The 23,118-nt window shown below is 43.8% G+C and carries 15 protein-coding genes; 2 read left to right on the top strand and 13 right to left on the bottom strand.

Features of this window, described 5'->3' with window-relative positions; genetic code table 11:
• Positions 1-147 precede the first annotated feature (147 nt).
• The 12 genes from AHMF7616_RS19870 to AHMF7616_RS19815 form a co-directional block, all read right to left on the bottom strand.
• Positions 148-2,580, bottom strand: a complete 2,433-nt coding sequence (locus AHMF7616_RS19870) for an ABC transporter permease (protein ID WP_115374468.1) — start codon at positions 2,578-2,580, stop codon at positions 148-150.
• Between the two features lie 319 nt (positions 2,581-2,899).
• Positions 2,900-3,691 carry a pentapeptide repeat-containing protein gene (locus tag AHMF7616_RS19865; RefSeq protein WP_147275734.1) on the bottom strand — a complete coding sequence of 264 codons (792 nt, stop codon included), beginning with the start codon at positions 3,689-3,691 and terminating at the stop codon, positions 2,900-2,902.
• Between the two features lie 299 nt (positions 3,692-3,990).
• Positions 3,991-6,423, bottom strand: coding sequence for an ABC transporter permease (locus AHMF7616_RS19860; RefSeq protein WP_115374466.1), 2,433 nt, complete (start codon positions 6,421-6,423; stop codon positions 3,991-3,993).
• Between the two features lie 329 nt (positions 6,424-6,752).
• The gene (locus AHMF7616_RS19855; protein WP_115374465.1) at positions 6,753-7,139 is read right to left on the bottom strand and encodes a VOC family protein; all 387 of its coding nucleotides are present in this window, start codon (positions 7,137-7,139) and stop codon (positions 6,753-6,755) included.
• Between the two features lie 251 nt (positions 7,140-7,390).
• Positions 7,391-7,753, bottom strand: a complete 363-nt coding sequence (locus AHMF7616_RS19850; protein WP_115374464.1) for a VOC family protein — start codon at positions 7,751-7,753, stop codon at positions 7,391-7,393.
• Positions 7,754-8,043: 290 nt separating this feature from the next.
• On the bottom strand, positions 8,044-8,505 hold the full coding sequence (locus AHMF7616_RS26785; protein WP_199474279.1) for a CPBP family intramembrane glutamic endopeptidase: 462 nt from the start codon (positions 8,503-8,505) through the stop codon (positions 8,044-8,046).
• A 396-nt stretch (positions 8,506-8,901) separates the two neighbouring features.
• On the bottom strand, positions 8,902-9,495 hold the full coding sequence (locus tag AHMF7616_RS19840) for a dihydrofolate reductase family protein (protein WP_115374463.1): 594 nt from the start codon (positions 9,493-9,495) through the stop codon (positions 8,902-8,904).
• 216 nt (positions 9,496-9,711) lie between these two features.
• Positions 9,712-10,230 (bottom strand): hypothetical protein, encoded by a 519-nt coding sequence (locus tag AHMF7616_RS19835; protein WP_115374462.1) that lies wholly within the window; start codon positions 10,228-10,230, stop codon positions 9,712-9,714.
• Positions 10,231-10,249: 19 nt separating this feature from the next.
• The gene (locus tag AHMF7616_RS19830; RefSeq protein WP_115374461.1) at positions 10,250-11,080 is read right to left on the bottom strand and encodes a hypothetical protein; all 831 of its coding nucleotides are present in this window, start codon (positions 11,078-11,080) and stop codon (positions 10,250-10,252) included.
• Between the two features lie 132 nt (positions 11,081-11,212).
• Positions 11,213-13,666: an ABC transporter permease gene (locus AHMF7616_RS19825; protein WP_115374460.1), complete on the bottom strand. Its 2,454-nt coding sequence runs from the start codon at positions 13,664-13,666 to the stop codon at positions 11,213-11,215.
• A gap of 136 nt (positions 13,667-13,802) precedes the next feature.
• On the bottom strand, positions 13,803-16,217 hold the full coding sequence (locus tag AHMF7616_RS19820) for an ABC transporter permease (protein WP_115374459.1): 2,415 nt from the start codon (positions 16,215-16,217) through the stop codon (positions 13,803-13,805).
• 54 nt (positions 16,218-16,271) lie between these two features.
• Positions 16,272-18,689 carry an ABC transporter permease gene (locus AHMF7616_RS19815; protein ID WP_115374458.1) on the bottom strand — a complete coding sequence of 806 codons (2,418 nt, stop codon included), beginning with the start codon at positions 18,687-18,689 and terminating at the stop codon, positions 16,272-16,274.
• Positions 18,690-19,075: 386 nt separating this feature from the next.
• On the opposite strand from AHMF7616_RS19815, the gene AHMF7616_RS19810 reads away from it, so the two are divergent.
• Both AHMF7616_RS19810 and AHMF7616_RS19805 read left to right on the top strand, forming a co-directional pair.
• Entirely contained in the window at positions 19,076-19,960 is an 885-nt protein-coding gene (locus tag AHMF7616_RS19810) for a PDZ domain-containing protein (RefSeq protein WP_147275733.1), read from the top strand.
• Positions 19,933-20,577 carry a S41 family peptidase gene (locus AHMF7616_RS19805; RefSeq protein ID WP_158546211.1) on the top strand — a complete coding sequence of 215 codons (645 nt, stop codon included), beginning with the start codon at positions 19,933-19,935 and terminating at the stop codon, positions 20,575-20,577. The genes AHMF7616_RS19810 and AHMF7616_RS19805 overlap by 28 nt, the downstream gene beginning before the upstream one ends.
• Before the next feature lie 104 nt (positions 20,578-20,681).
• Here AHMF7616_RS19805 and AHMF7616_RS19800 read toward each other — a convergent pair whose 3' ends face one another.
• On the bottom strand, positions 20,682-23,111 hold the full coding sequence (locus AHMF7616_RS19800; RefSeq protein ID WP_115374455.1) for an ABC transporter permease: 2,430 nt from the start codon (positions 23,109-23,111) through the stop codon (positions 20,682-20,684).
• Between the last annotated feature and the right edge of the window lie 7 nt (positions 23,112-23,118).

Genomic DNA, 23,118 nt, shown 5'->3' with positions numbered 1-23,118 from the left:
ACAAATTATTGTTCGCTTTTATAACACCCGGTAACTGACTAATCTGCAACGGAAAAAAAAGCGCATTAAAAAGCCAGACCCGTGCGGCAGGTCTGGCTTTTGGTTTAATTAAAATTTGTTAATCAAAAAAGTAACACTGGGCACCTGTTACTCATTCCGCAAAGCATTTACCGGGTTGCTGGAGGCTGCTTTTAAGGCGTGAAACGAAACCGTTAACAAAGCAATTAACAGGGCCAGCACCGTAGCCAAACCAAAAGTCCAGGCCGATAAGGAGGTGCGGTACGCAAAATCCTGGAGCCAGTGATGCATGCCGTACCAAGCAATTGGCCAGGCCAGCAGGTTCGCGAGCAGCACTAATTTTAAAAAATCGCGCGACAGCAGCGTAACAATGCCCGTTACCGAAGCGCCTAGTACTTTACGAATGCTGATTTCTTTGGCGCGTTGCTCCATGGCGAAAGAAGCCAAACCAAACAAGCCCAGGCAGGCAATTAAAATGGCAATGCCGGAAAAAATAGTAAACAAAGTGCCCAACTGCTGTTCGGTGGCGTACAAGCGGCCAAACTTTTCGTCCAGGAAAGTATATTCTAAGGGGCGGTGCGGTAGCAGTTTCTGCCAGGTAGCTTGCAGGTGCGCCAGACCGGCTGGTAATTGGTTGCCCGGTAATTTAAAGGAAAGATTGTTGTAGCCGTCGCTAGTGGGCATAAAAAAGATTAAAGGTTTGATTTTTTGGTGCAACGATTCAAAATGCGCGTCTTGTAGCACGCCTACCAGTTTTCCTTTGCGGTTGCCGTATTCGATGTTCCGGCCCAGGGCTTCCTGGGGGTTGGTAAAGCCCAGCATTTTAACGCCGGCTTCATTCAGCAAAAAAGCCAGAGAATCATCGGTGAGGTATTCCCGAGGATTAAAATTACGACCCGCTACAACTTTTAACTGGTAAGTATTTACAAAAGCATCATCTATGGCTAAGTACTGAAAAGAAACCGGCGAGGGAGCCAGGGAATCTTCTTTCTGAATCCGGACGGTACCCATGGAATTTAGCAAGCGGTCGGAGGGAACTCCCACGGAACGGGCCGCGGCAGCAACCTGGCCCGTGGCCAGTACTTCGTTCCGGAAAGCATTATAAGGCTCGGCCAGCTCGTTCGGAAAATTTACCGTAACCACATGCTCTTTGTTAAACCCCAAGGTTTGGTTGCGTAAAAAGTGCAATTGCTTGTATACCACCGCCGTGCATACCAATAAAATCACCGAGATAGCAAATTGCAGCACTACCAGCGTTTTACGCAGCGATACCGAATTGCGGCCAATAGTAAGTTTGCCTTTGAGTACTTTTACCGGCTGAAACGATGATAAAAACAAAGCCGGGTACGAACCCGCCAACAGCCCCACCAACAAGGCCAGCCCCACCAGCGCTAAAACCAGCCACCAGGTATTACCTAAGCCAAAGCTTATTTCCTGGCCAATAAATTTACTCAGGAGCGGTAAAAACAACCCCGTAAAGGCTACCGCCAATACCACCGCCAGTAAGGCAAATAACGTAGATTCGCTCAAAAACTGCCGGATTAAGGTAGATTGGGTAGCGCCCATTACTTTACGCAGGCCAATTTCTTTAGCCCGTAACGACGAACGGGCCGTAGATAAATTCATAAAATTAATGCACGCAATCAATAAAATAAACAAGGCCACCGCCGAGAACAAGTACACGTTGGTAATGTTGCCGTTGGGCTCCAGTTCGGAATCGAGGTGCGAGCGCAGGTGAATATCGGTGAGTTTTTGTAAAAACAGCTTAGTCCAGGACGAGGGTTTTACGGCATTACCCGGGTTGTCGGTCATGTGGCGATCGAGAAAAGCGGGGAACTGGGCTTCCAGGTTTTTGACCGGATAATTTGGCGGCAGGAGCAAATAAGTGGTAAAAGAATTATTGCCCCAATTGGTAAGTAAGTTTTGTTTACCGTAAATGGTGCTGTCTTCCAAGGTGGTAAACGAAACCAGAAAGTCGGGGTGCAAATGTGAATTTACCGGAAACGATTCGTACACGCCGGCTACTTTCACGTTAAACTGGTTGTTCAGGCGCAATACCTGCCCCATGGGATTTTGCTCCGGAAAATATTTCTTCGCCATTTTTTCGGTGAGCATAATAGCATAAGGCTCCGCTAGCGCTTTGTCGGGGTTGCCTTGTTGCACCGGCACCGTGAAAATTTTAAAAAATTCCGGCTCTGCGAAGAAAACCTCCTGCTCGTTAAATACCCGCTCCTGGTTTACCGCTAATAACGTGTTGGTTTGCAAAGTACGGGCGATTTGCTGGATATCCGGAAAATCGTTTTTTAACAGAGGCCCAAAGGGAGGCGCTACGCTCGCCAAATGTAAGTTTACGTTACCATCCGGGTCGGAGAAATTGCGGGTAACCCGGTAAATGCGGTCGGCATGTTGGTGGTAAGTATCGTAGCTTAGCTCTTGCCGGATGTACAAGGCAATGAGCAAACAACAGGTAAGGCCAACGGCTAAACCAAATAAATTTATAAAAGTAAAGCCACGGTGCCGCCGCATGTTGCGCCAGGCAATTTTAAAATAATTACGGAGCATAGGTATGATGTTAAAAGGGTTTACAGCTAAATAGAATTTGTGACTAGTGACGATTGGCAAACTCGCCTGTTTTTTAAAAATTTGGCTGGGGCAAGCTTGCGGCTTGTATTGTTAAGTGTCAAAGAAATCCCTATCGCGAGCGTCTACGCTCGTGATTATCATCGTCCGGCCTCTGGCCGGTTGGGAATGGCTGCTGAATTGCTTTAATCTAAGTCTATTGGCTCGCCCGGCCAGAGGCCTACTAGATTAGTAGACACGAGCGGTACGCGCGCGCCAGCGTCAACCTAATTCTAAATATCCTAACTGGCAGATGAGTTTCTTACTTTTTCTCCAGAAAAGCATCGTTGAATTTCTTGCCGCCTATTTGGGTGTATTTGAAATCTTTACCGCCGTTAAAAGCCAAACCTTGCACTTTCACGTCGTCGGAAAATTCGGTGTACTTAAAATTAGCAAAGCCGTTAAACTGCGTCCGTTCTAAATTGCTTTGGCCCCAAAATTTAGCGTACTTAAAATCAGCATCCCCGGTAAAAACGGCCTGACTGAAATTGGTACCCGCCGGAAAATGCACGTATTTAAAAACGGCGTTATCCGTAAACTTTACTCGGCCAAAATCCGGGGCTTGCGCAAATTTAGTGTACTTAAAAAAAGCTTCGTCGTTAAAGTGGCTACCGGCAAATGAAACTTCTTGCTTAAACTCCGAATATTTAAAAATAGCATCCTGCTGAAAAGTGCAGTTGTTAAAGCGTACTTCTTTGGCGAAATTAGTACTGTAAACCTCGCTATCGCCGTTATTATTTAAATTTATTCTACCCTGGTCTGGGTTAAAGTAAGCTAGTACTTTGCCCGTAAAGGTACAATTCGTAAAATTAAGCGGAGCCGTAACCGTACTAATGAATACTTTGTTCGGCTGCATCTCTTCCGGCTGCTCTTTCAGCTGTTTGTTGTTTAGTTGTGTCAGGTTCAGGTCGCCGGTAATTTCCACGTTTTTATAGCTAACGGCCTGCCCGCGGTTTATTTGCGCCATTACTTCGGAAGCGGCCACATTGGTTTGGGCTGCTACGCCGCCCGAAACAATAATAATCAACAAGAAGGCATACACTACATTTTTCATGGATTTGATTATTAAGTGAAATGGATCTGTTTTTCTAAAAAGGGTAACTGCATCTGCCGGAAAAGGTAACACGCATTTAAATATTATTTTACTCGTTGTCTGAACCTTGATTCGCGGGATTAAAGGCTTGAAGGATTATAGTTTATAGTTTATAGTTTATAGTTTATAGTTTATAGTTTATAGTTTATAGTTTATAGTTTATAGTTTATAGTTTATAGTTTATCTTATTTAATAGTAAAAATTTCTGGTCTCTAAATTATCAATCCGGGTAATCCAAAATCCGATGAATCAGGGGGCATTTACTCATTCCGCAGCGCCTCCACTGGATTTGCCAGGGCGGCTTTTATGGCCTGGTAACTGATGGTAAACAAGGCAAACAAAACAATGGCCACGGCCGGAAATAGAAAAAAGCTGGTATTAATGGGTATGTGCCGGGCATAGTTGGCGAGCCACTCGTGGATCAGCCACCAAGCTACGGGCCAGGCCACCAAGTTGGCCAGCAGCACCAGTTTCAGGAAGTCTTTGGCCAGCAAAGTTAAAATAGAAGCTACGGTTGCTCCCAGCACTTTGCGTACACCAATTTCTTTACTTCGTTGCACGGTAGCGTACGAAACCAGGCCAAACAAACCCAAACAAGCAATAAAAACCGCCAAGCCGGAAAATAAGCTAAACAACCGGCCAAATCGTTGGTCGGCTTCGTACTGTTTGGCAAAATGCGCATCCATAAAAAAATACTCAAACGGGTAGCCCGGGTACAGCTGTTCGTACTGGTGTTCTACTGCCGCAATGGTCTGGCTGATTTGGCCGGGGTTTACTTTAGCGGAGAAGTATTTTTGGTCGGTGAAGCGGAGTTCCAGAATAACCGGGGCAATCTCCTGCGCCACTGAATACTGGTGAAAATCTTTAATAACGCCAATGATTTGTTTTTCTCCCTCGTATTCTATTTTCTGGTTTAAGGCGGCCGCTGGATTTTTAAAACCAAGAATTTTAATCGCCGCTTCGCTTAAGATTAAGTTGTTTTTATCAGTACTAAAATCTTTTGAAAAATTACGGCCGGCCAAAATTTGCATGCCGTAAGCCGGAATAAAATCGGCATCGGTGTAAATGTGATTAAAAGAAAATCCAATATCGGCGGGTTTGCTACCCAAAGGGCCCACAGCGCCCAGAGTACTGTACATGTCGGTGTTAGGCACCGATGAAGAAAGGGTAGCCCGGGATACTGCGGGCAATGAAAGCAATTGATTTTTAAAAAAATTGGTGTTTTTACTAAAAACAGAATCCGCTACTTTTTGCTGGGGCACTTTTACTACCAGGAGCTGGTCCAGGTTCATGCCTAAATGGTATGCGCGCATAAATTGCATTTGCCGGTACACCGCGTACGTGCCGGATAAGAGTAAAACGGCTACCACAAATTGCAGCGTAATTAATCCTTTGCGGAGCGAAAAAGTACGGGCGGCGGCATGTCCTTTTCCTTTTAAGGCCGGCGCCGGCTGATAACCCGATAACACCAAAGCCGGATAAAGGCCCGATAAAAAAGAACTCAACGCCAATATACCGGCATAGGAAAGCCACAGCGCATAATCTGACCAGCTAAACACATAAAAGGGCTTGGCCACTAGGGCATTCAACCAAGGTCCTGCTACCTGCACTAAGGTAAACGCCAGTACTACGCCGGCCAGGTTCAGCAATACCGCCTCCACAAAAAACTGCGTAGTTAACTGCCGCCGGAGCGCCCCAATTACTTTCCGGACGGCTACTTCTTTGGCCCGCTCCATGGCCCGGGCCGTAGCCAGGTTCACGTAGTTAATTAAAGCCAACAGCAAAATAAAAATCGCTACAAACAATAAAAGCTGCACTACCGCATAACTGCCGCTGGCTTCGGCCTCGTTCTTAACGGTAGAATGCAAATGAATATCCCGTAGGGGCTGCAGTGCAAAAGCAGTCCGGTTCGGGCCCACTCCTAAGCCGGATTCGGCGCCCCATATTTTGCCCAGGTACTTATCAATAAACGCCGGCAGCTTTATTTTTAAATTTTTTATATCGGCTCCCGGCGCCAGCAGAATGTAGGTTAAATGGTCCAGGCTATCCCAGCCGTTTAACCGGTCCGGGCCCAAATGGCTCGCCAAGGTAGGCACGGAAACCAGGAAATCCAGGGCAAGATGCGAGTTGGCCGGCAGATCGGCAAATACGCCGGTAACCGTTACATTTTGACTATAAAGCTTACTTTTTAAGGTAATAATTTTGCCTAACGGATCCTCCGACCCAAAGTATTTGCGGGCCATCGACTGCGACAAAATAACTTCGTTGGGAGCCGCCAGGGTTTGTTTGCTGCCGGGTTGCAATGGCAAGGAAAATATGGCTAAAAAGCCCGGATCCACAAAAAATAAATTAGGTTCGGTAAAGGAATGATTCTGGTAAGAAACCACGCTCCGCCGGAAACTTAAACGGGTAAACGCCTGTACTTCCGGAAATTCGGCTTTTAAGGCGGGCCCCAAACCTAAGAAAGAACCGGCATACTCCGTGGGTGTTCCTTCGCGGTAAAAGGTAGTGCCCACCCGGTAAATCTGTTTGCTTTTTTCGTGAAAAGTATCGTAGCTTAATTCGTACCGGACGTACTGTAAAATCAGTAAAAAAGCGGCCATGCCCATTGCCAGGCCCATTATATTAATCAAAGAAAATAGCTTATAACGCCGCAACGCCCGGTACGCTATTATAACATAATGATACAGCATCGTTTTAGGTTTTAGTCGGGGTCTCTAGTATTTCGGTATTTTGTCTGAACCTTAATTCGCCGAATTCAAAGATGAAAGGACTATGGTTTGCTTGGTATTGTCTTTTATCCGGTTTACAGAGGTTATTTTTTAAATTTTATTTATTAAGGTAATTCAAAAATTAAACAAATCGGGGTTCAAACATTTTATAAAGCCAGGTTATGCTTACTCCTCGCGCAAGGCTTCTACCGGGTTGGTTGTTTTTTTTAATTTTGACTAATTTTTTAAATTTTAACTAATTCGGGCGGCGTAGTTTACCGTTTGATAGGCTCCCTATTGGTCTGCTTTTATTACAATTGTTTTCCTATTTCCCAATGAAAACCAAAAGGGTCAGCAACTTTTCCTAATCTCCACCCAAAGTCCTCCCCAACCGGAAAGATTTCTTCGGCTCCTGCCCGAAGGGCTTGGCTAAAAACCAGATCCGGGTTATCAACCGTTAAAATAAATTTAATTGAATCACCAACGGAGTTTGTTGGCAAATCCTCGGTGGTATCTGCAGAGTGCCCACTTACCCAAAAAGCAGCACCATCTATAGAAAGTCCTAATACAAGACCTCCATCTGGTGAGTCCAGGCGATACGTTTCTAGGGCTCCGAATGCTTCCTGATAAAATTTTAAAGCTTTGGCACTATTCCGGACGGAAAGCCAGGGCTGAATAGAGGTTTTTATTTTTTTCATGCAACAGGCTGGAGTATAATATTCAAATAGAAGTACTTATGCTGAAACATAGTATTAATTATTAGCTGTACAGTAGCGCCCGTTAGTTTTTTATTAAACTGTCTGGCTATTAGCGTTTTATGCTGGAGGCGAGGTGGCGCAGTAGCGAGCAAGGTTATTGTTTTAAGTAGCTAGGCATTTTTTTAAAAATAACGACAGATTCAGCCGGCAATTGCAAGAACTTATGCCCGTGGTGAGGCAAAGCTTCTATTTTACCATTGCTGGATGATTATTCCTATTTGCTCGTCCATCAAAGCAAATTCTTTAGCGCCCCAAGGCCGTAACGTAATTCCATTCAGATTCGGATGCAGCAATTCGGGGTATTTAGCCTTTATTTTTTCGTATACCTCCTCAATATTATCCGTCACCAGCCTGAATTCAGGATGGTGTTCCGCCGCTAGTTGCTGGTTTTGGAATAAATTAATGCGCAAGTCACCTTTCTCCACTACACAAAAAGGTTGTTCAGCACTTAATTCCTCGTAGCCTACCGTAAATTCCAGGCAGTTAACAAAAGTTTTCAGACCACCGCTTATGTTCTTGTAAAATATGTTGGGAACCAGTTTAATGAAATTCATGGGTATTTTTTAACGTTCGTTCGAGCTAAGCAAAGCCTGCCTGAAATATAAGCTAATCTTCTTTATTCCGGTCATTCTGGATTAGAGTTATTCTGGAAGAATCTAATAGACGGGTAACATTACTGTTTTATCATTTTGGCTATACAGGGATATTCTTTTGTTGGTAAGGGCTTAGCTCGAACGCACATTATTTTAAGTTTTTATAGGCCAATTTTGCCTACCCGTATCAGGTGTAAGCAGCAGCGATACCACTAGCCGAACCGGAGGGGATCACAAAGCAGTTAGAAGTTTTACAAATGATAAAAAATGAAATAAATCATAGCCAGGTTAAAACCTGCGTGGCTAGCAATGGCACCCATTATAGAGCCTGTTTTTTTTCGGCACTGGATAAAAACCAAACTGGTGATAAACATTCCTAAAACCCAAAGTACAGAGGGAATTAACAAAAATTGCCACCTGCCAGCTATGTATACTATTCCAAAATGAGCTAAATGCGTGAAGGCAAATGCCAGGCTGTCCATTACAGTTGCTTTATTCTCTCCTAAACTGGCGCTGAAACTGGAATGCACAATTCCCCTAAAAAACAATTCTTCCCCTATCGGGCTAAAGCACATTCCGGTGGTAGCATAAATCAGGAAATAAATGAATTTATCATGCGCATTTAAGTCTGTAGCCAGTTTGTATGACTTTCCAATATACACGTACCAATTATGGATAGTATTGGTGTATAATGCATTGCCTAAAGCAAACATCAGGGCACTGATTAAAATACCAGCTAGAAAAGAATACAGTACCCAGGTAAAACTTGCTGGCTTGGTTATTCCTATTTTTGTGCGGCCTTTTTTAGATAATAAAATAAAAGGAACCAGGGCCGAAATAACCATAATAATGCCTATGTTGCCATAATTACCAGTTTGGTTGGCATTTAAAACCAGCCAAAACCTGGGGATACAGATAGCTATTAACAGCAGCAATCCCAATACCCAATTAAAGAAAAGTAATTTATTCCAATAAGATCGGAGTTCTGTAGAAATCACTCGTTTTTGATAAAATACTTTTCAGTTTTTTAATAATCGTAAATTGTTTCTGGAGAATTAAACCGAATGCTCCTCTCCATTCCATAGTGGTAAGTGGGCCTTTGTTTCTCTTTAAGATCCGATAGTACCTGTCCTGACTTCCCCGGCTCGCTTGTAATTGGCAACTATAATTCCGCTTGGGGTAGCAACACTTTCAACTAATGTAAAGGCTGCCGGTATTGGTCCATTATCAAACAACTTTTTGCCTTCACCAAGCGTCAGCGGGTAAATTTTGAGCCAGAGTTCGTCCACTAAATCATGCTTTAGCAGTAGCTGAACGAGCTGGCTACTGCCCCACACTTGAATGGCCGAACCGTTTGAGTTTTTAAGCTTTTCAATATCTGCCAGGCTACTAAAGAAAACAGAGTTTTTCCAACCTGACTTTTTTATGGTTTTAGATAGGACATATTTGGTGACATCATTAATACTGGGCCAATTAGCTGCATGTTGGGGCCAGTAGTTCTCCCAAATCTTAAATGTTTCTCTACCCAAAAGCAGGTCTGCCGGCTGCATTAGTTTTTGTATAACCTTATCCGATACGTCGTCGTTGTAGGGGGCTACCCAACCACCATATTTAAAACCGCCGGAAGTATCTTCCTCCGGTCCCCCCGGTGCTTGCATTACTCCGTCCAGCGTAATCATGGATATAACTATTATTTGTCTCATATTCTTTTATTTTCTGTTATTGTTTATTCTTCTAAAGCTATGGTAAATTTGGTTTTGTTCCGATACAAATTTCGCCAGGAATACGTAGCCGGATGGGGGGAGCATGCGACAATTGTAAGGCTAAAAGCGGCAGGATGAAGAGAAAAGTCAGTGGAGCGGGAATTGTTGTTATCATGCATAACTACTAACACTAATTATAATGCTTTATAACTGGTGTTAGCGGCTACTCTTATTTTTTAACATTGCGATAAAGGCGTCGCGATATTTTCTCAATTTACTTCTGTTTTGCAATGGAATTATAAATAATATAAACGGAAAAATTATCCAGCCAAAAGCAACAACAATAAAGGTATTCGTTTTTGCCCTAATTGCCAATCCAAATACTGTCCAGACAACCAGAAAGATGAATACTAAATAAATAGTGGCAACATAAGCTTCATTATAGGGGATTATCTCAATTTGAATTTCTGTACCGGTTTTTTTTATATTATCCTTTAGAGAAATTATAATTTTACCTGTTCCTTTCAATGGATTGAACATTGTCGGATTTACAGGTATTTCAAATTTATTTGTAGAAAGAACTTTGATTTTTTCAAAATCAGGAAGGTCGTCTATGAAGTAGTCTATAAAGCTTTTTCGCTTTGTTTTTCCTTTGTTTATTTTAGTAATAATCCTCTCCTTAGATTGCTCCAAATCATACTTTATTTCTTCATGATATTTTTTTAATACATTCATTTTATAAGTTAGCGGTAACTTATTCTTTGTCTATAAATCCCAATTTAATTAAATAGTATGTTAAAAATGCAGTTAAAATAATCTTGATAATTTCAGCAATTAATGAACCTGGGATTTCATAAAACTTAGCTTTTATTTTATCCCATAAAGTTTTATTAAATCCACTATCTTTATTTATGTCAAATTTATAAATGTGCTTTAAGTTATATGCTGCGCTTTCTTTTTCTTCAATGCTTCCAATCCATTTTCTACTAATTACATATTGTAAATCATTTAAATATCCTTCTCCATAGAATTGTTTGATATCATTTGTGTGTTCTTCGCATATGTATCCAAGTATAATATCAATTCTATCATCATACTTTTGCCTTGTAAAGTCAGCAATACATCCTCTAGTATCATTGTGGGAATCTAATTTTATCAATAATTGCTTATTAGTTAAAGTTGTATCATTTGGCAAAACTTGGGTATAAATTAAACAGGAATAAATACTGTGAAGTAAATATTCAAAAAGAGAAGGTGGGGATAAATGCCTATCCCAAATATCAGTTGTTATAATTGAAGGCTGATGATAGTCCGCATAAAAAAAGTAGTTATTATTGAAACTACTGGTAATAATTGAAATAAAGATGTCTGCAACTATTGAATTTTCTTTTACAAACTCGTTAACCTTTTGAGGACTAGTATTGTAATCTACAACCTCTTTTTCAAAAGGATAACTCGATACATCAGGAAAGCAAAACTCATAAGTACTCTGTATTTTATTCACGTATAGAATAAAGTACATAAATGCGTCCTTATCAAAGTTTGGTTTTGTTCCAAATATTATGGCTGCTTTCAACCTTTTCATTCTTTATATCTTTAAGTTACCGCTAACTCGTAGCTATACGGAACAACTCCGTTTACCGATCCAATACAGATGGCTAAACAAAGTGGTTTTAGGAGTTGATCTTGGGAATAGGAGTAGAGGTAAGTTCCGACATTACTCGCTTCGTAGGGCCTCTACTGGGTTGGCCACAGCGGCTTTTATGGCTTGAAAACTTACCGTGATTAAAGCAATAAGTAAAGCCGCTACTCCCGCCAATACAAAAAGATACCAGCTAATTTCGATGCGATAAACAAAGTTTTGCAACCAACGGTACATGCCGTACCACACCAGGGGCCAGGCCAGAATATTGGCTAGTACTACCAGTTTCAGGAAATCCTGGGAGAGCATGGCGGCAATGCTGTTCACCGAAGCACCCAGTATTTTGCGGATACCGATTTCTTTGGTGCGGGAATGAACGGTGTACATTACCAAACCTACTAAACCTAAACAACTAATAAGTATTGATAAGCCCGTGGCCCAGCTTAAAAGATGCGCGGTACGCTGTTCGGTTTGGTAAAAATGGGCTACTGCTTCGTCTACAAACTTGTAATCAAAATCTTCGTCAGGGTATATCTGGTGATACGCTTTTTGAATTTTACGAATCGCCTGTTGCCAGTTATTATTTCCGGCCATGTTTGGCTTTAATCTAACATGGAAAATATCGCCGTTATTGCCGCCCAACACCAGCGGCGTGATGGCAGCATGCATGGATTGTTCATGAAAATCCTGCATTACGCCCACAATAGGTAATTTTTTTTCGCCAAACCGGAGGTGCTGGCCAATGGCGTCCTCCGGGTTTTGAAAACCTAATAGCTTGGCATAAGTAGCATTTATCAGAAATTCCTGAATACTATCGCTGGCCAGGATGTTTCGGCCGGCTATTAACTTTATTTTAAAAACATGAATATAATTCGGGTCGCCCCAGCGTATCTGTACCGGTTCTTTTATTTCGGGTTTAGGGGAGTAAGCTATATGGGTGAAAGCGGGGCCATCCTCCATAGGAGCCAGAAAGCCGGTACTGGCTAATTCTACGGCGGGGATAGCGTTTATTTCGTTTAATAACTGCTGCCGGTGGGTAGTAACCGTATCGCGGGGCAAAAAGAAAGTAATAATGCCTTCTTTATTAAAGCCTAATTCGGTGTGTAAGGCGTAATTAATTTGTTTGCTCACGATTAAAGTAGCTACTACAAAAACTTGCGCAATGGCAAATTGCGAAATAGTTAAGGTTTTCCGGATCCATACTTGTTTGGTTTCGTTGCCCCTGATGAACGCTTGCGCTTTTAAAACTTTAATGGGTTGATAGCCCGATAAAACAAAGGCCGGATACAAGCCCGACAAGAAGCTTACCAGTACCGTGAGCAGAAATAAAAACAAAAACACATACGGTTGTCGCAACGACTGCCCCTGTAAACCTGCCGGAATGAAATCAGCGAATAATTTTAGCAGGGCGGGAGCTAAGCAAAAAGATACAAGAGCGGCCAGCAAGGTTAACAAAAAGGTTTCCCCCAGAAATTGCATGATCAATTGCTTTCGGGAACTGCCCATTGTTTTTCGGATGCCGATTTCTTTCGCGCGGCGGGCCGCATTAGCCGTGGTAAGATTAATGAAGTTGATACAAGCCAGCAACAATAAAAAGCCTGCCACCGCAAATAAACCGTACAAAACAGATTTAGGGACTACTCTTTGATTAAAACCAACGTATTCTTTGTTAAAGTGAAGATCACTTAAAGGTTGTAAATAGAAGCGTATGGTATTCGCCTTATCTTTATTAGCATCTTTGTTGTACTTGTTTAAAAGCAAAGCTAACTGGTGTTCTACGTTAGCGGCCTTAGTGTGGGGAGCCAGTTTCACGTACACCTGCGAATAAGCCATCCAGTCGTTCCAAACTTGCATCATAAAATTGTTCTGCAGGTGGGTTTGGGCAATGGTAGCGAACGAGATAAATTCTACGGCCTCGAAAGAAGTGGTATTATTTAAATCCTGCACAATACCCGAAATAGTGGCGGTAAAATCTTCATTGTATTTTATTTCTTTACCCAGCATGTCGGGCAGGTTTGCCGTCGGAAAATATTGTCTGGCCCGGCTCTCGGTGAGGACTACGGTAAACGGGTTTTTAAGCGCGCTAACTGGCGAGCCCGCTAGCCATTGGTGGGGCAGCAACGAAAAATACTGCGGATTGGTAAATACAATGCCGGTTTGTTTTTTTAAAACCAGCGGCTCCGCCGTTTTATCTCTCTGGATACTTACTTTGGCCGTAGCATCGCCCTGAAACTGCATGACGGGTACGGTTAATTCTAGGCCTGTGGTTTCCTGTGGCAGAACCTGGCTTAAAGGGCCGGGAACGGCGGCGCTATGGCTTTCGTCGCCGTTAAATTTTAAATTCATAACCACCCGGTACACCCGATCGGCATTGGGTACGGAGGTATCGTAACTAAACTCGTAATGCGCAATCAAGAAAATAATCAACGAAGCACTGATGCCAATAGATAGGCCCAATACATTTATTGCCGTAAAGGTTTTGTTGCGGATAAATATTCTGAATGCTGTTTTAAGGTAATTCTGGATCATACCGGTAGATTTTAAAGATTCGTTGCGATCAGGTTCAGGAACTGATCGTACCCTCACGTAAATGGATTAGATATTTTGTTTTAGCTCTTTGCCTGGCAAGGTGCATTTTTCAGGTTTAGCCGGTCGGGTTCTAAATTTATTCCCGTCGTAGGGCCTCTACCGGGTTGGCAATAGCCGCTTTAACCGCCTGAAAGCTTACGGTTACTAAAGCAATCATTAAAGCTCCCAGACCGGCCACGGCAAACATCCACCAGCCAATCGGAATGCGGTATTCAAAGTCCTGCAGCCAACGTTGCATTACCCACCAGGCCAGGGGCCAGGCCAGCACATTGGCCAGCAAAACCAGCTTCAGAAAATCTTTGGAAAGTAAGGTTACAATATTGGTGAGCGAGGCACCCAGTACTTTGCGAATGCCGATTTCTTTGGTTTTTTGCACCGCCACGAACGATACCAGGCCGTACAAGCCCAGGCAGCCAATAAAAATAGCAATACCGGCAAAAATTTTAAATAAAGCAGCTAGTTTGGTTTCGCCTTCGTAGAATTCGGCCAGACGCTCATCGAGGAAATTCGCCTCGTACACGTACTCCGGAAAGGTCTCGTTCCAAATCTGCGCAATGGTACGCGTGGTTTCTTTTATGTTGGCGCTCGTGGATTTTAGTTTTAAGGCTACCTGCCGGTAACTGCTTTTGTTGGCCAGGATGGCAATGGGCGCAATCGGGTCGCGTAGCGATAGATTATGAAAGTCTTGTACCACGCCTACTACCGGAAAATTTCGGTCGTTAATCCGGATGGTCTGGCCAATAGCGTCCTGGGCATTCTTTACGCCAACCTGCCGGAGTAATTTTTCGTTTACCACGGCTTCGCGGGCCGTATCGCTGGGAAAATAAATGCGGCCGGCCACTAACCGTAATTGAAAAGTAGAGAAATAATCCACATCGCCGGCTTTTAAGCTAACCGGGAATTTTGCATCTTCGGACGCCTTGCCAAACCGGAAATTAGTCATGGAATTGCTGCCGGCGGCTGGGGCAGCGGAGTGCAGGCTTACCTGCTGGACGGCGGGCAAAGCCGTAAACCGGTTTTTTAAAATTTGCAGTTTCTGCTGACTGACACTGTCTTCGGGCACACTTACCAGTAATACCGCTTCTTTGTTAAAACCTAAATCCTTGCTCCGTACATAATCCATTTGCGTAATGGCAATAAGCGTAGCAATAATGAGGACCTGCGAAATAGAAAATTGCATGACTACCAAAGCTTTGCGTAACGAAATGCCACCTACGGTTTGCAAGGTCATTTTGCTTTTTAAAGCCTGTACCGGCTGAAAACCCGATAAAATTAGCGCCGGGTAAAAACCCGAAAGCACTGTAACCAGCAAAATCAGGAGAATTAAAAAGCCGGCTACTTCTAAAGAAAAGGACAGCTGAAAATCTTCGGGAAGGTTAGAAATGGAACGCACCAGGGGCAGCACAGCCATTACTAATAACACCGCTACAAATACCGCCAGCAGTACAATAAAGAAAGTTTCGCCGAGGAATTGCCCGATTAAATGCCCGCGGTTGCTGCCCAGCACTTTGCGGATGCCGGTTTCTTTGGCCCGGCCCACGGCCTGCGCTGTAGCCAGGTTCACGAAATTAATGCAGGCAATCACCAGAATAAAGGCCCCGATCAGCACCAGCGACAAAATAGTGGGCTTGCTGATGCTGCGGTACGTCATGGGGGGATAATGGGTATTAAAATGCAGATCCGATAAGGGTTGCAGTTTGTAAATATGATTCCGGTCGTCGGGGTTGTGTTTTTTAAGAAAAGAAATTAACGACTGATCAAATTGCGCTTGGGAGGTGTTGGGGGGTAATACCAGATAACTTTGCGTGCTGCTCCAGACACTGCCCCAGTTGCTAAATTCGCCGGCATCAATAAATTGGCGCAGGGTGGGAAATGAAACAACCAAACGAAAAGGAAAATCAGTATTATCGGGCAAATCCTGTAAAACGCCGCCTACCTGCAGCAATTGTTTGTTATCGAGCTTAATGAATTTACCTAAAGCTTTTTGCCACGAACCAAAATATTTTTCGGCAATCGAACGGGTGAGCGCTACGGTATTGGGCTCGCCTAAAAATTTCCGCGGATCGCCGGCCAGCCAGGGGTAATCAAAAATTTGAAAAAACTCGGGTTCGGCGAACATAACGCCTAGTTCTTCCTTAAACTTTTCAGCAATTGCTCCTTGCTCATCTAAAATGGTAATCTGCGAATTATAACCCTCGAACACCGTAGTCACTTTCTCTAACTGCGGATAATCGGTTTTTAAGGCAGGCACAAACGGGAAAGGTACGCCCACCTGGTAATCTTTGCCGGCTTCGTGGGTAAACTCGTTTACCACGCGGTAAGTGCGGTCGCGTTTTTGATGAAACGTATCGAAGCTCAACTCAAAACGCACGATTAAAAAGATCAGCAAAGCCACGGCTACCCCCACCGATAAACCGGCAATGTTCAGCAGCGAAAAAGCTTTGTGCCGCAGTAAATTCCGGAAAGCAATTTTAAAGTAATTAAGCCACATAGTTTTAGTCGATAAGGACTGGTCGATAGACCACCGTATTTTTTAAATTATAACTTATTCATTCCGCAACGCCTCCACCGGGTTAGCAATAGCGGCTTTTATAGCCTGAAAACTAATGGTGAGCACCGCAATAAAGAGCGCCAGCAATGTAGCCAGCCCAAATGTAGACCACGAGATAGAGGTTCGGTAGGCAAAGTCCTGCAGCCAGCGGTGCATGCCGTGCCAGGCAATGGGCCAGGCTAACAGGTTCGCTAACAATACTAATTTTAAAAAATCTTTCGAGAGCAGGGCCACAATGCTGCTCACGGAGGCGCCCAGTACCTTGCGGATGCCGATTTCTTTAGTGCGCTGCTCAGTGGCAAACGTAGCCAGGCCAAACAAACCCAAACAAGCAATTAAAATAGCCATGCCGGCAAATAAGGTAAATAATAATCCCTGGCGCTGTTCGGCTGCATAGAGCTGGCCAAATGTCTGGTCCAGAAAAGCGTATTCCAACGGATAATCCGGTAGGAACTGTTTCCAGGTTTTTTCCAGTAGAGTTATTCCGGCTTTTAAATCGGTGCCCGATAATTTCACCGATAAGTGCCGGAATTCAGCAGCCGGCGGAATCATAAACAGAATGGGCTTAATTTTCTGGTGCATCGATTCGAAGTGGAAATCCGGCAATACGCCTACAATCTTAGCCCTTCGGTCGCCGTAATCCAGGGTACTTCCTAGGGCTTGCTGCGGCGTTTTAAAGCCTAATGCTTTTACCCCTGATTCGTTCAGCAGAAAAGCCTTGGTGCTATCCGTAGGATACGCCTCGGAAAAGTTGCGGCCCGCCACAACCTTAATTTTATAAGTCGGCACGAAATAAGAGTCGATGCCCAAAAATTCAAACGATTGGGAAGCTTCCTTGTACGTACCACCGGATTCAACGCCCATTTCGCCCCAGGAATTTAATAAACGCTCGGAAGGCGCTTCGATGGAACGCGCCACTTGCGTAACAGCATTATTGGCTAAGAGTTCGTTCCGGAAAGCTTGGTAACGCGGGGATAAGGATGGAATGTAAGGGAGTGTAACAATATAATCTTTATTTAAACCCAAAGCCTTAGTGTGCAGATAGCCTAATTGTTTATACACCACCGCCGTGCTTACTACCAATACTACCGAAATAGTGAATTGCAGCACTACCAAAGCTTTGCGCAGCGATACGGTGCCATGGAGATGAACAATTTTACCTTTTAAAACTTTTACCGGCTGAAACGAGGATAAATACAAAGCCGGATATGAACCAGCTACCAAACCAACCAGTACCGCTAACCCCAGTACTACCCCGCCGGCCAGCCAACCGTTTGCCGGGTTAAAAATTAGTTCTTTACCGGTCAAGTGATTCATCAGCGGCAAAGCCAGATCGGTAAACACGGCTGCCAGCAGTACCGCAATACCTGCAAACAGCAGCGACTCGCTTAAAAACTGCACAATGAGCTTGCTCTGGTTGGCGCCCATTACTTTACGCACCCCAATTTCTTTCGCACGCAGCGACGAGCGGGCTGTAGATAAATTCATGAAATTGATGCAGGCAATGAGCAATATAAACAGCGCAATTACTCCAAATAAATACACTTGCTTGCTATCACCGTTCGCTTCCAGTTCCGTATCGAGGTGAGAATGTAAATGAATAGCGGTAAGTTTTTGCAAAAACAGGTTGTTGTACGACGAAGGACGGGTATTCTGGTATTCAATGTGCCGGTCGAGGAAGGCCGGCAGTTGGGCGCTGATAGAAGCTACGTTGTATTTGGGGGGAACCAACACGTAAGTGGTAAATCGGTTTATGCTAAAATTAGCCAGGTTTTCCCGGCCAAAAAGAATGCTATCCTGCAGGGTGCTAAACGAAACCAGGAAATTGGGGTGAAAATGAGAATTTACCGGAAAGTCTTTAAATACACCGGTAACTTTTAACGTAACTTTATTATCTAAGCGGATAAGCTGATCAATAGGGTTTTGCTTTGGAAAATACTTGGTAACTAGCTTTTCGGTGAGCAGAATGGTATTTGGTTCGCTTAGAGCTGTTTGCGCATGACCGCTGCGGAGCGACACGGTAAAAATTTTAAAAAAAGAAGGTTCCGCAAAAAATACATTCTCTTCGGTAAAGAATTTCTGCGGATTAACGGCTATTACTGCTTTATGCTGCAACAAGCGGGTAACTTCTTCTACCGCCGGAAAATCGTTTTTAAGCAAAGGGGCAAAGGGTGGGGCAATATTGGCTAATTGTACCCCGGGCATCCCATCTTCACCGGTAAAGTAGCGCCCCACCCGGTAAATGCGATCCGCATGGGCATGAAACCGATCGTAGCTTAATTCCTGAAGAATAAACAGGGCAATCAGCAAGCAACACGCTAAACCCACGGCCAACCCAAAGATGTTAATGAACGAAAACAACTTGTGCCGTAACAAATTCCGGATAGCAATTTTAAAATAATTGAGTAGCATGGCCGAAGCAGTTTAGGTTACCGGTACTATTTAGCGTGTAATAAAAATGCCATGATTATAACTATTTAATTTTTAAGGATTTAACTAGGTGTCGGCGCAATTAAAATTTAAAAATGTCCGGTTTTGATACAATAGTTTGTCCGGTTCCGGAACAGGCAGGGCATGGGCTGGTATAGGTAGTGCTGGAGCGGCAAATTATATTTTTTTATTTACTAAATGTAAAGAGGCGTATTCTTGCCATCAGCTATCCAGAGAAGAGATTTTTGCTAGAATTTTTAAAGAGCTGGTTCTTGTAAGTTTCCCGAACTAACTAATAGTAACTAACCCTGCGCGGTTATTGTATTTGTCTTCTGCAGTGTTATATTACCCGAAACTTATAACCAGCAATGCGACTTCTCTTAATTTTACTTTTTATTTCCTGTCACTTTTTCGTACTGGCCCAAAGTAGTAGCAACAACTTGTTAAAACAACAAAGATTGGAAGAGGTGACCATTATCCGCACGGCTTTTCAGCAATTGCACCCGGGATTATACCGGTACCATACAAAAGCCCAGTTAGAGCAGGATTTTGAAAAATTAGCGCGACAAGCCATGACTGCGACGGACAAACAATATTTTATTTTGCTATCGCAATTAGCCTCAAACCTAAAATGCGGGCATACGTATCTTAACCCCTGGAATCAGCAAAGTGCCGCTAAAAAAGCAATCTTTTCCGAAACTGTTTTTCCCTTGTTATTTCAGGTAATCGAAAGAAAATTAATTGTGGCTGCTAATCTTGCCGCTGATAAAATCATCCAACCCGGCGACGAAATCACGGCTATTAACGGAATTACTACCAAGAGAATCATGGATAGTTTATTAACGGTGAGCCGGGCCGACGGTAATAATACTTTAAATAAAAAACTAAATAACCTGAATGTATTGCCCCCGGATGTGGATAGCAGCGCCTACACCTTGTTTGATGTCTTTTTCCCTTTGTTCTTTCCGGAAAGCTTTAATGCCGCAACTTTTACGGTGGAAGTAATTAAGCCGAATAAAAAACGTAAAAAAGCGACCATCAAAGCCCTCACTAAAAAAGAACGGCACGCCACTTACGTAGCCCGGTACGGGGCACTTCCGGCAGGGGAAAAAAGCTGGCAATTTAAATTTTTAGACTCCTCCATTGCCTATTTTAAAATCGGAAATTTTGTTACCTGGTCGTGGAAAAAAGATTATAAAAATACCTGGATAGCCTGTTTACGGAGTTGCAAAACTCCTCCGCGAAAAACCTGATTATTGATGTGCGGGGCAATGAAGGCGGCGATGATGATACCCGGAACGAATTACTGTCTTACCTGATCCGGCAACCTTTTGGCTGCGCTAACCCGGAGCAGAAAATTTACCGGTACCTGCGCGTGCCTAATCCGCTTTTGCCTTACCTGCAAACCTGGAACGAGGATTTTAAAAAACCGAAAGATTCTTTGCAGTACGTATCATTTGCCGATAACTTGTACAAACCCAAAGCGGCCAATTGCAGCAGCATCGAACCAAAACCGAAGGCCTTTACCGGTAAAGTGTACGTGTTAATTGATGCCAAAAATAGTTCTACTACCTTTACCATGGCCGATTTGCTGCAAACCACGCAAGCAGCCACTTTAATCGGCGAGAAGACCGGCGGCACCAAACAAGGTTTAAACGGTAGTCAGTTTTTCTTTTTGCATTTACCGTATTCGCACCTGGAAATAGATATTCCGCTCGTCTGGCAAGCACCCACTAGGCCCCGAACCGACTGCGGCGTTATTCCGGATCACGAAGTACTAACCATTCCCGCCGACTTGCTACATAACAATGACCGCCAATTAAATTATACCTTATCGTTAATAAAGAATAGGGAAGATGACCATAGATGACCATCATTGAAATTCAGGCTTAGAAACTAATTTTACAAGATGAATAATTTAAAAAATAAACGAATTGCGATAATTCAATAATCGCGTAAACCAGGGTTCGGAGATCACTCATTCCGCAAAGCTTTCACCGGCTTAGTAAACGCCGCCCGAAAAGTCTGGTAACTAATGGTAAGTACCGCAATGCAAACGGTCAGTATGCCGGCCACTATAAATACATCCCAGGTAATCGCAACGCGGTACTCGTAATCTTGCAGCCAGGTTTGCATGCCGTACCAGGCAATGGGCACCGCAATAATCAGGGCCGTTAATACTAATTTTAAAAAATTCTGGGTAAGCAACCGGAAAATATGAAACGTAGAGGCCCCCAGTACCAACCGAATACTGATTTCTTTGCTGCGTTGCTCCACCATATACGCCGACAAAGCAAATAAACCCAAACAAGCCACAATAATAGCCAGTACCGCGAAACTGCTAAATATCTGGCCCATGCGTTCCACCTCTTCGTACATGCGGGCATACGACTCGTCGAGGAAGCTAAAGCGGATAGGTTGATGCGGCGCTACTCTTTTCCAAACAGTAGTTAGGTCCTGCACCAGCTTGGCCATTTGGGGGGTATTTACTTTAACTGCCACAACCGACGGACTATTGCCCAAGGTCAGGCAAATTGGTTCTATTTCTCGTTTGAAAGTTTCATAATGAAAGTCTTCAACTACCCCGATTATCGTCCAGGTTTGGCCACCGTTGGTAATGCGCTGGCCAATGGGCTGCGCAAAATTAAATTTCTGCACCAGCGCCTGGTTCACAACTACTGCCTGAGAATCGGAAGCCAGATCCTGGGAAAAGTCTCGACCCACGGTCATTTTCATGCCTAAGGTTTTCACGTACTCCTGGTCAACTACCCATAATTGGCCATCTACTGCTTTTTCTACCACCGTTTTTCCTTCTTCCCAAAAAGGATTACCGTTGCGGTTGGTACCCGAAATAGGCAAGTAATCGCTGATGCTGACATTTTTCACTTCGGGTAAACGCAAGAGTTCTGTTTTTAAAGTTTTTACCTTTTTACCTAAAGTATTAGTTCCTTGCAATAAGATTACCTGGTCTTTCTCAAAACCGATTTCCTTGTGCAGGATGTAGTTCATTTGCCGGTAAATAATAAAAGTGCCGACTATCAGAACGATGGAAGTAGTAAATTGAAAAACTACCAAAAAACTGCGGGTGCCGGAGCTTTTGCTGCCGCGGCTAACAGCCCCTTTTAACACGCTCACTGGTTGAAAAGCCGACAAGTAAAAAGCTGGATACACCCCTGCTACTACTCCAATAATAGAAGCAGCGGCTAGTAAAGTGGGTAGTAACCACCAAGCCCGCCACGGAATAACTAACGTTTTAGCGGCGAGTTGATTAAAGTAAGGCAGTAAGAGCCAGGCCAGGAACAGTCCTACCCCAAAGGAGATAACGCTGTATAACAGCGATTCGGTTAAGAATTGTTTGATTAAGCTGCTCCGGTAAGAACCCAGCACTTTGCGCAAACCTACTTCTTTGGCCCGGTTCGCCGATTTAGCCGTAGAAAGATTAATGAAGTTAATGCACGCAATAATTAAAATAAAGGCGGCAATAGCGCCAAACAAATACACAAACCGCACATCGCCGTATTTGGTCCAGGAATCCGGGATGCCGTCATACTTCAGGTGAATATCACGTAAGGCCTGCAATTGAAATACGGTGTTTTTAGCGGATATTAAAGCCTCGGCATTGCCCTCGGCTTGCAGAATGGGCACCACGTGCCTTTCCAGGATGCGGGTTAACTTTTTTTCCAATTGCAGCGCATCTGCTCCCGGGCGCAGCAAAATATAAGTGATATAATTCTTATTCCGCCAGCTAGTTTGTTCGCCGGGAAAAAGCTCTACTCCTTGCAGAGTCAGCAGAAAGTCATATTGCAAGTGGGAAGTGGCAGGCATATCTTGCATGACCGCGCCTATTTTATAAGGCTTTTGGACGTTATCATTTAAAATTAGCGTTTTACCTACCGGATTTTCGTGGGGGAAGAACTTATCGGCTTTTCTTTGGGAGATAATGATTGTATTCGGTTCGGCCAGTGCCTGTTTGGCGTTCCCGTAGATCATGGGCAACCGGAGAATGTCTACTAGTTCCTGATCGGCGTAGGTAATGCCTTCTTCGTAGGAGTTATTCGGTTGGTCGGCACGCCTGATCTCGGCACTGCCGGCCCCAAAAAGAGAACTGGCATTTAGACGCCCCGCTTTCTCAATTTCGGGAAAATCTTCTTTTAGAGTTTTGGCAAAGGGAGCCGGAAAATGAACCCCTTTTTCATAAGCTCCCGGGTCGTTGTATTCAACAATAGTCCGGTAAATTCGGTCGGCGTTGGGAATATGGCGGTCATAGCTGAGTTCCTCCTGGATGTACAAAGAAATTAAAAAACACGCCGCAATACCTAAGGCAAAACCGCCCACTTTAATGGCCGCATACATTTTCTGTTTGACCAAATAGCGCCAAGCAGTTATAAAATAGTTTTTCAACATAGCCGTA

The organism is Adhaeribacter pallidiroseus (genome assembly GCF_003340495.1).
In the GTDB taxonomy this organism is placed as follows: domain Bacteria; phylum Bacteroidota; class Bacteroidia; order Cytophagales; family Hymenobacteraceae; genus Adhaeribacter; species Adhaeribacter pallidiroseus.
The sequence above is the reverse complement of the archived record's forward strand: the minus strand, read 5'-3'. Positions and strand labels throughout refer to the sequence as shown.

What these genes read in the sequence shown, in the direction of transcription:
- AHMF7616_RS19870 (WP_115374468.1), bottom strand. Translation starts at nt 2,580, where the DNA reads ATGCTCCGTAATTATTTTAAAATTGCCTGGCGCAACATGCGGCGGCAC.
- AHMF7616_RS19865 (WP_147275734.1), bottom strand. Translation starts at nt 3,691, where the DNA reads ATGAAAAATGTAGTGTATGCCTTCTTGTTGATTATTATTGTTTCGGGC.
- AHMF7616_RS19860 (WP_115374466.1), bottom strand. Translation starts at nt 6,423, where the DNA reads ATGCTGTATCATTATGTTATAATAGCGTACCGGGCGTTGCGGCGTTAT.
- AHMF7616_RS19855 (WP_115374465.1), bottom strand. Translation starts at nt 7,139, where the DNA reads ATGAAAAAAATAAAAACCTCTATTCAGCCCTGGCTTTCCGTCCGGAAT.
- AHMF7616_RS19850 (WP_115374464.1), bottom strand. Translation starts at nt 7,753, where the DNA reads ATGAATTTCATTAAACTGGTTCCCAACATATTTTACAAGAACATAAGC.
- AHMF7616_RS26785 (WP_199474279.1), bottom strand. Translation starts at nt 8,505, where the DNA reads ATGTTTGCTTTAGGCAATGCATTATACACCAATACTATCCATAATTGG.
- AHMF7616_RS19840 (WP_115374463.1), bottom strand. Translation starts at nt 9,495, where the DNA reads ATGAGACAAATAATAGTTATATCCATGATTACGCTGGACGGAGTAATG.
- AHMF7616_RS19835 (WP_115374462.1), bottom strand. Translation starts at nt 10,230, where the DNA reads ATGAATGTATTAAAAAAATATCATGAAGAAATAAAGTATGATTTGGAG.
- AHMF7616_RS19830 (WP_115374461.1), bottom strand. Translation starts at nt 11,080, where the DNA reads ATGAAAAGGTTGAAAGCAGCCATAATATTTGGAACAAAACCAAACTTT.
- AHMF7616_RS19825 (WP_115374460.1), bottom strand. Translation starts at nt 13,666, where the DNA reads ATGATCCAGAATTACCTTAAAACAGCATTCAGAATATTTATCCGCAAC.
- AHMF7616_RS19820 (WP_115374459.1), bottom strand. Translation starts at nt 16,217, where the DNA reads ATGTGGCTTAATTACTTTAAAATTGCTTTCCGGAATTTACTGCGGCAC.
- AHMF7616_RS19815 (WP_115374458.1), bottom strand. Translation starts at nt 18,689, where the DNA reads ATGCTACTCAATTATTTTAAAATTGCTATCCGGAATTTGTTACGGCAC.
- AHMF7616_RS19810 (WP_147275733.1), top strand. Translation starts at nt 19,076, where the DNA reads ATGCGACTTCTCTTAATTTTACTTTTTATTTCCTGTCACTTTTTCGTA.
- AHMF7616_RS19800 (WP_115374455.1), bottom strand. Translation starts at nt 23,111, where the DNA reads ATGTTGAAAAACTATTTTATAACTGCTTGGCGCTATTTGGTCAAACAG.